The organism is Acidiphilium sp. 34-64-41 (assembly GCF_002282635.1).
Classification (GTDB): Bacteria; Pseudomonadota; Alphaproteobacteria; order Acetobacterales; family Acetobacteraceae; genus Acidiphilium; species Acidiphilium rubrum.
The window spans coordinates 53,191-60,057 of sequence record NZ_NCJX01000029.1 but is presented as its reverse complement, the minus strand read 5'-3'; the positions used below and the strand labels follow the sequence as shown (position 1 = coordinate 60,057).

Annotated in this window: 6 protein-coding genes; 2 read left to right on the top strand and 4 right to left on the bottom strand. The window is 65.0% G+C overall.

Translation table 11 applies throughout. From position 1 onward, the window contains the following. Positions 1 to 225: 225 nt before the first annotated feature. Entirely contained in the window at positions 226 to 654 is a 429-nt protein-coding gene (locus B7X49_RS08320) for a CoA-binding protein (RefSeq protein WP_286703269.1), read from the bottom strand. Between the two features lie 102 nt (positions 655 to 756). On the opposite strand from B7X49_RS08320, the gene B7X49_RS08315 reads away from it, so the two are divergent. Together B7X49_RS08315 and B7X49_RS08310 are read left to right on the top strand one after the other, a co-directional pair. Beyond that, entirely contained in the window at positions 757 to 2,007 is a 1,251-nt protein-coding gene (locus B7X49_RS08315; RefSeq protein ID WP_286838968.1) for a serpin family protein, read from the top strand. Between the two features lie 316 nt (positions 2,008 to 2,323). Next, the gene (locus tag B7X49_RS08310; RefSeq protein ID WP_286838967.1) at positions 2,324 to 3,589 is read left to right on the top strand and encodes a glycosyl hydrolase family 17 protein; all 1,266 of its coding nucleotides are present in this window, start codon (positions 2,324 to 2,326) and stop codon (positions 3,587 to 3,589) included. A gap of 38 nt (positions 3,590 to 3,627) precedes the next feature. Here the strand turns inward: B7X49_RS08310 and B7X49_RS08305 are convergent, their stop codons facing one another. The 3 genes from B7X49_RS08305 to B7X49_RS08295 form a co-directional block, all read right to left on the bottom strand. Further along, positions 3,628 to 5,208, bottom strand: coding sequence for a tetratricopeptide repeat protein (locus B7X49_RS08305; protein WP_286838965.1), 1,581 nt, complete (start codon positions 5,206 to 5,208; stop codon positions 3,628 to 3,630). A 62-nt stretch (positions 5,209 to 5,270) separates the two neighbouring features. Further along, positions 5,271 to 5,714, bottom strand: a complete 444-nt coding sequence (locus tag B7X49_RS08300) for a DNA polymerase III subunit chi (RefSeq protein ID WP_029313553.1) — start codon at positions 5,712 to 5,714, stop codon at positions 5,271 to 5,273. 4 nt (positions 5,715 to 5,718) lie between these two features. Beyond that, complete coding sequence (locus B7X49_RS08295) at positions 5,719 to 6,792, bottom strand: P-loop NTPase (protein WP_408735592.1); 1,074 nt, start codon at positions 6,790 to 6,792, stop codon at positions 5,719 to 5,721. Between the last annotated feature and the right edge of the window lie 75 nt (positions 6,793 to 6,867).

Below are 6,867 nucleotides of genomic sequence, written 5' to 3'. Positions count from 1 at the left end.
CACGCCAGCCTCAGGCATGGTGAACATCATGATCGAGATCACCGGAATCAGTGATCGCGATCGACCGGAATGGATGATCGCGATCAACGGAATACGCACGCTGCCTCGGTGGTTCCGTCGAACTGGCCCGTGGCGCCCTCCCCTTGCCTAAAACTAGCGGGTTCTAAGGGCTAAGCCCTTAGTGGGGGTCGAGGGGGCAAAGCCCCCCGCCTTGCTTACTCTCCCTCACCTCTCCACGATCCCGAGCCGGGCGATTTCGATCAGCGGGCAGCGGTTCATCACGATTGTCAGTTCTGCGTTTCGGGCGAGGGTGGCGGCTTTGTGGTTGATCACACCGAGTTGCATCCAGATGGTTCGGGCGCCGAGGCGGATGGCGTCTTGCACGGCGGGCAAGACTTTATCGGATGCGCGGAACAGATCGACCATATCGAGCGGGGCTGCGGCGTCGAGTGAGGCGACGACGATGCGGCCGTGCAGTGTCTGGCCGGCGAGGCCGGGGTTGACCGGCGTGACGTCGTAGCCGCGCGCGAGCAGGCTGTGCAGCACTTCGTTCGACGGCCGTGCCGGATTGGCCGAGGCGCCGACCAGGGCGATGCGGCGTGTGGTGGTCAGGATGGTTCGAATGGCGGCATCGGTCAGTCCATCGGCGGACATTGTGCGTGTTCCTGGGCTCAGCGTGGACGGTCTTATCACGATATGGGATCAATCCTTTCACACTGAGCCGTAACAGCGGAGGCGTCTTTGACATTGATACCCATGATGGCAGCGGTCGCCGCCGCATGCCTGATTGCCGTAGCGGTTCCCGCGCAGGCCGCGCCGAAGCCGGTTCCTCCGCTTGTTCGCGCCGAGACCCACTTTGCATTCGACGTGTTTGCTCAGTTGCGCCACCATCGAGGCAATTTATTTTTCTCACCCTACAGCCTCTATTCAGCCATCGGGATGGCTTATCTGGGTGCCCGCGCAAATACCGCGGCGCAGATCGCCAGTGTGCTGCATCTCAACAGGATCGACAGCGGCAGCGTCGGACCCCGATTGCAATCGTGGTTCGGCCATGATTTTGCGCAGGCCGATATGTTTGGCGGGCAGCAGCCAATGGATTTTCATTTCCATGCCGCCAACGCGGTCTGGACCTCCGCGCATGACCCGATCGAGCCGCGCTACATCGCGGCGGTAAGGCAGGATTTCGCCGGGAGGGTCGATCGGGTGGATTTCGGTCAACCGACGGATGCGGCCGCCCGGATCAACCAATGGGTCAAACGGGCGACTGCCGGGCGGCTCGATCATTTGATCGATCCGGACACGCTATCACCACGGACCCGCATGATTTTGACCAACGGGGTCTATTTCCGGGCCCGTTGGAGTCTCGAGGAGATTTTCGATAAAAATCTGACCAAGTCAGGACCGTTCTATCTGGCGGGGTCGCGGTCAGTCATGGTGCCGATGATGCACCAGACCTTCACACTGCCGATCGCCCAGGCCGACGGCGTAAAAATCCTGCGGCTCGACTATGATGGCCCGGCATCGATGATCATCATCCTGCCGAATCACGCATCCGCTCTGGACCGTATCGAGGCCGGACTCAGTGCTGCGGAGCTCGATCGCTGGTTAAAGATGCAGAATGAAATCTCCTCCAATTCCCCGTCGGTCGTCGTGACGATGCCGCGTTTCGCCGCGCACAGCCAGTTCCGACTGGCCAATGTCCTGAAATCACTTGGCATGCCGGCCGCTTTTTCACCTGGAGCCAATTTCACCGGCATAGCCGCTGACCGAAACGCTCCCTTGGTGCTCGATGATGTCGTCCAGCGGGCGGCGATTACCGTCGACGAAAAAGGCACGAAAGCAATGGCAGCGACCGGGATGGAGGCAGCTTCCGCTTCGGCGTCGAATCCCTATGGGCCGCCACCGATCATATTTAACGCCGATCATCCGTTTCTGTACGTGATCCGCGCGGATACCACCGGCGCCATACTGTTTGTCGGCCGGGAAGACGATCCCGCAGCGGGTTGATGCCAAGCTCTGTTCGCCGTGCCGCCGCTCCTGTAAGCCTGCGCCCGATGCGATCGGCAAGACCTTATCTGGTGTTTATTTTCGGCCTGCTGACGCTGGCTGGTTGGTACTGGCCCAACCGGCCGCAGGCGGCCGGCGTTTCGATGCCGGATGCGCGGTTTCATTCGGTGTCTTACGCGCCGTTCCGCGCCTGGCAATCGCCCTTGACCAAAAGCTTTCCCACCGCGTCGCAAGTGGCGCAGGATTTGAAGCTGGTGGTGCGCCATGCGGACGGGATCAGGACATATTCCTCGCTCGAGGGGACAATGCGCGCGAAATGGCGGCCGGCATCGCGCAGGCGAACGCGCATCCGCACACCGATACCAGGGTGGTGGTCGGCAACGAGGTGTTGCTGCGGCGGGATCTGTCGCCGGCCGATCTGATCAAGGATATCGACTATGTGAAGGCGCGGGTGAAACAGCCGGTCGCCTATGCGGATGTCGCGAGCTTCTGGTTCGAGTTTCCGCAAGTGGCCAAGCACGTGGATATCGTGATGATCCACCTGCTGCCCTATTGGCAGAACCGGCCGGTCAATGTCGATGACGCCATCGCCCGGATCGGCCGCACCATCGCAAAAACCGAAGCACTGTTCCCGGGCAAGCGGATTTCGGTGGGCGAAACCGGCTGGCCGAGCCGCGGCCGCTGGCGCGGTGATGCAGCGCCATCGCGCGTCAACGAGGCGGTGTTTCTGCGCAAATTCGTGACGTTGGCAGACCGTGATCACGTCGATTACAATCTGATCGAAGCCTTCGACCAGAACTGGAAATACCACGACGAAGGCATTGCCGGCGCGAACTGGGGCATCTGGAACGCCGAACGCGCGCCAAAATTCCCGCTCACCGGCCCGGTGATCGAAATGCCGCATTGGCCGCTCTACGCCGGGATCGCGATCATCCTGGCGGCCGGGCTCGCAATCATCGGCAGGGCGTCGAAATTCGGCGCCATCGCGCTCGCGTTCGGGCTCGGCAACGCGCTGGCATACGCCGGCGCAATCACCTGGCATGTCCTCTATGACGATGCTTTGATCGTCTGCGCGTTGGTAAACCTGCCCGCGCAGGCTGCGCTCGCCTGGTTCGCGGTGCGGCGCGCCGTGATCGGGGCCGCGCTGCCGGCAGCTGCCGGTGCCGAAACCATCGGGTTGCTGCGCGGCACGCTGGCCGGACGCTTTCCCTGGCGCACGGCGGCGGCGCGGCGGTTCGATCATGTCTGGTTCGGATTCCTGTTCACCGCGGCGATCGTGCAGGCCTTCCTGGTGTTCGACCCACGCTACCGCGACGCACCGTTCGCGATTTTCGCGGTACCCGTGGTGGTCGCGCTCTGGCGGCTCGCAACGCGGGATCTTCCAGCCGTGCGCGACTGGCGCGACTGGCTGCCCAGCGCCGCAATCGCCGCCGGTGCGCTCGCGAGTATCCTGATCTCCGGCTTGCTGAATACCGAGTTTCTGATCTGGAACGGGCTGGGTCTGATCCTCGCAGCCCCCGGCCTGATCGGCTGGTTGCGATCGCCCAAAGCCGCGACGCCAGCGAAGTCCAATCAGCTTTGAACAAAACCACCGGACGCGCCCGCGCATAATCTGCCGCATTAACCCCCGCTCCCGCCGCTCACCGCCCAGCCGCTGAGGGCGGTGACCACGGCGCCGATCACCCCGTCCCAATCCAGCGGTGCCGCCTGGCGGAAAATCCGCATCTGCGGATACCAGGGTGTGTCGCTCTGCCGGTCACCCCAGCGCCAGCAACCATCATAGCGTGACAGCAGCCACACCGGCTTGCCCATCGCCCCGGCCAGATGCGCCACGGCGGTATCCACCGCGACCACCAGATCGAGCTGCGCGATCACCGCGGCAGTATCCGCAAAATCCTCGACCCACGGCATCGGATCGATCATGTCGAAGCCCGGCATCATCGCCGCCGGTTTCTGCAAACTGACGAACCGCACACGATCGACCGCGCCCAACGGTGCCAAAGCCGCCGCCGGAATCGAGCGCCGCCGATCGATCAGATGCGAATCCATATCGTCCAGATGCGTACCACCCGCCCACACCAGCCCGACCAACGGCCGCCGATCTTCCGGCCGCCCCGCCAGCGGCCCAATCACCGCATCAGCCACCGCCCGACCATCCGCCGCAAGATACGGGATCGCCGCCGGAATCGTCGCCATCACTGTCCCGAACCGCCACGGCAGGCTCATCAGCGCGCAATGCGTGTCATACGCCGGCGCGGCCTCACCCCGCGGCACCACCTGCGCAACCCCAGCCACCGACCCCATCAGCCGAACCAGCGGCGCCGGCACCTCCAGCACCACCCGCGCGCCCAACCGCGCCACCATCGGCGCGTAGCGCACGAACTGAATGGTGTCGCCGAACCCCTGTTCCGCGTGCAGCAAAATCGTCCGCCCGGCCAGGCTGCCGCCATCCCACGCCTCACCCCGGTCGATCGCGGCGTTCATCATCCGCGTCCGCCGCAGCCGCCACTCATGCTCTGCCCAGCCGCGTTCGTAATCCCCTGCCGCCAGCAGGCTGAGCGCCCGGTTGTACCGATAATCCGCCTGATCCGGCGCCGTCGCATAAGCCCGCTCATGCACCACCAGCGCCGCATCCAGCCGCCCGGCCCCCTGCAACGCGTTCGCGAGGCTGCTCAACACCCCGGCATGTCCGGGTGCCACCGCCAGCGCCTGGCCATACCACCCCACCGCGGCCTCGAACGCGCCCTGATCATAAAGCAGCCCCGCCAGGCAGGCGAGCGCGTCCACATCGCGCGGCATCAACTCGACCGCCGCCTCCGCCATGATCTGCGCCTGATCCAACACCCCCAGCGCCCGCAAACTACCCGCCAGATTGACATGGCAAGGCCCGAACGACGGTGCGAGGCGCAGGCATTGCACGTAAGCACCCACCGCCTCGATCAACGATCCCGCCTGACGCAGCGCATTACCCAACGCGAACCACCGGTCGACATCGCCGGGCACCAGCGCGAGATATCGCCGATACGCCGCAGCAGCCTCGCCAAACCGTTCCGCCTTCACCAGCGTATTGGCCAGGTTCACCAGCACCGCGGTATTGTCCGGCACCAGCGCCGCACAAGCATCAAACGCCGCCACCGCAGCATCGAACGCGCCACGCTCATCGTGGCGATTCCCGGTATCGAACAACGCTTCAGCTTCCACCACCGACATAAGACCCTCTTGGTCGTCTGCCGCGATGATCACCCAAAATGTTTAAGATCCGCCTAATTTTTCCGCGACCAGCCCCGATCCGTCTGCTGCCAGTAGGTCAACTCATGCCCCGCCGCCTTCGCTGACCCCCAGCGCACCCGCGCCGCCGCCACCGCCGCCGCATCATTGCCGTCGAACAGATCGAACACCCGCTCGAACCCCGCCAGCTCCGCCGCCGCACCATCGATCAGAAACAAAAACCGCGCCCCGTTCGGCACATCCGCGCCGGTAGTCAGCCAGATCGGCTGATCCGCGCCAAACCCGCTCGCCGCCGTGCCGTGCGGCAACCAATCCGGGTTGGCCGAAAGCCACAGCGATGCATCGAGCGCCTCGATCAAGCCGGCATCGGTCGCCCGCACCACCGCCCGTTGCCCGGCCGCGAGGGTGCGGCCCAGCAGAGCGGGCAGGGCGGCCGCCACATCGGTCCGGGTCAGATGATAAAACCCGATCGCCGCCATCGCCTCATTCGATCACGATGCGCGGCCCAGCCGTCCGCTCACCGCCCATCTGCGCCATCACGGCCTCGGCCACCGCCATGAACGCACGCGCCGCCTCGCTGCCCGGCGCGCTCACCGCAATCGGCGTGCCCGCGTCCGATGTTTCGCGGATCGCCGGCAGCAACGGCACCTCGCCCAGAAACGGCACACCGATCCGCGCCGCTTCCGCGCGCGCCCCGCCATGGCCGAAAATCTCGGTCCGCGTGCCGCAGTTCGGGCAGCAGAAAAAACTCATGTTCTCCACAATGCCCAGCACCGGCACCCGCACCTGCTGGAACATCGAAACCCCGCGCCGCGCGTCGAGCAGCGCGATATCCTGCGGCGTCGAAACCACCACCGCTCCGGTCAGCTTCAACCGCTGCGCCAATGTAAGCTGAATATCCCCGGTACCCGGCGGCAGATCGATCACCATGACATCGAGCGCCGGCCACTCCACCTGCGTCATCAGCTGCATCAGCGCATTCAGCACCATCGGCCCGCGCCACACCATCGCGGTTTCCTCGGCCACCACATGCCCGATCGAAATCGCCTTCAGCCCCCACGCCTCCACCGGCACCAGCTTGCTGCCCACCATGTCGGGCTTGCCTTTGGTGCCCAACATGCGCGGCAACGACGGCCCATAAATGTCCGCATCCAGCAGCCCGACGCTCAGCCCCTTGGCCGCCAGCGACACCGCCAGATTGACCGCAACGGTCGATTTACCAACGCCGCCCTTGCCCGATGCCACGGCAATGATCGATTTCACCTGGCTCAACAGCCCAGCTGCCGCCGGCTCGGCCGGCGCCGCCGCGCTGCGCGGCCCGGTCAGCATCACCGTCGCGTTCCGCACGCCCTCCACCGCCGCAAGGCTCTGCTCCAGCGCCAGCCGCAGCGGCTCCAGCCGCGGTGCCTCCGCCCTCGTCACCGCCAGCGCCACCTGCACCAGCCCATCGCGCACCGCGACGCTGTCGATCATCGCCGGCGGCACCACGGCGCGGTCGGCTGCCCGAAATTGTCCGATCCGGGCGCGAATTGCGGCTTCATCAATCATGTCAGACATCCTCATCAATTCGCCGCGTTCTACGCTGGAATCGGTCCGACCGGAACCAGGGCGCACTCGGAAAGGGCAGGGCGC

What these genes read in the sequence shown, in the direction of transcription:
- B7X49_RS08320 (WP_286703269.1), bottom strand. Translation starts at nt 654, where the DNA reads ATGTCCGCCGATGGACTGACCGATGCCGCCATTCGAACCATCCTGACC.
- B7X49_RS08315 (WP_286838968.1), top strand. Translation starts at nt 757, where the DNA reads ATGATGGCAGCGGTCGCCGCCGCATGCCTGATTGCCGTAGCGGTTCCC.
- B7X49_RS08310 (WP_286838967.1), top strand. Translation starts at nt 2,324, where the DNA reads ATGGCGGCCGGCATCGCGCAGGCGAACGCGCATCCGCACACCGATACC.
- B7X49_RS08300 (WP_029313553.1), bottom strand. Translation starts at nt 5,714, where the DNA reads ATGGCGGCGATCGGGTTTTATCATCTGACCCGGACCGATGTGGCGGCC.
- B7X49_RS08295 (WP_408735592.1), bottom strand. Translation starts at nt 6,792, where the DNA reads ATGTCTGACATGATTGATGAAGCCGCAATTCGCGCCCGGATCGGACAA.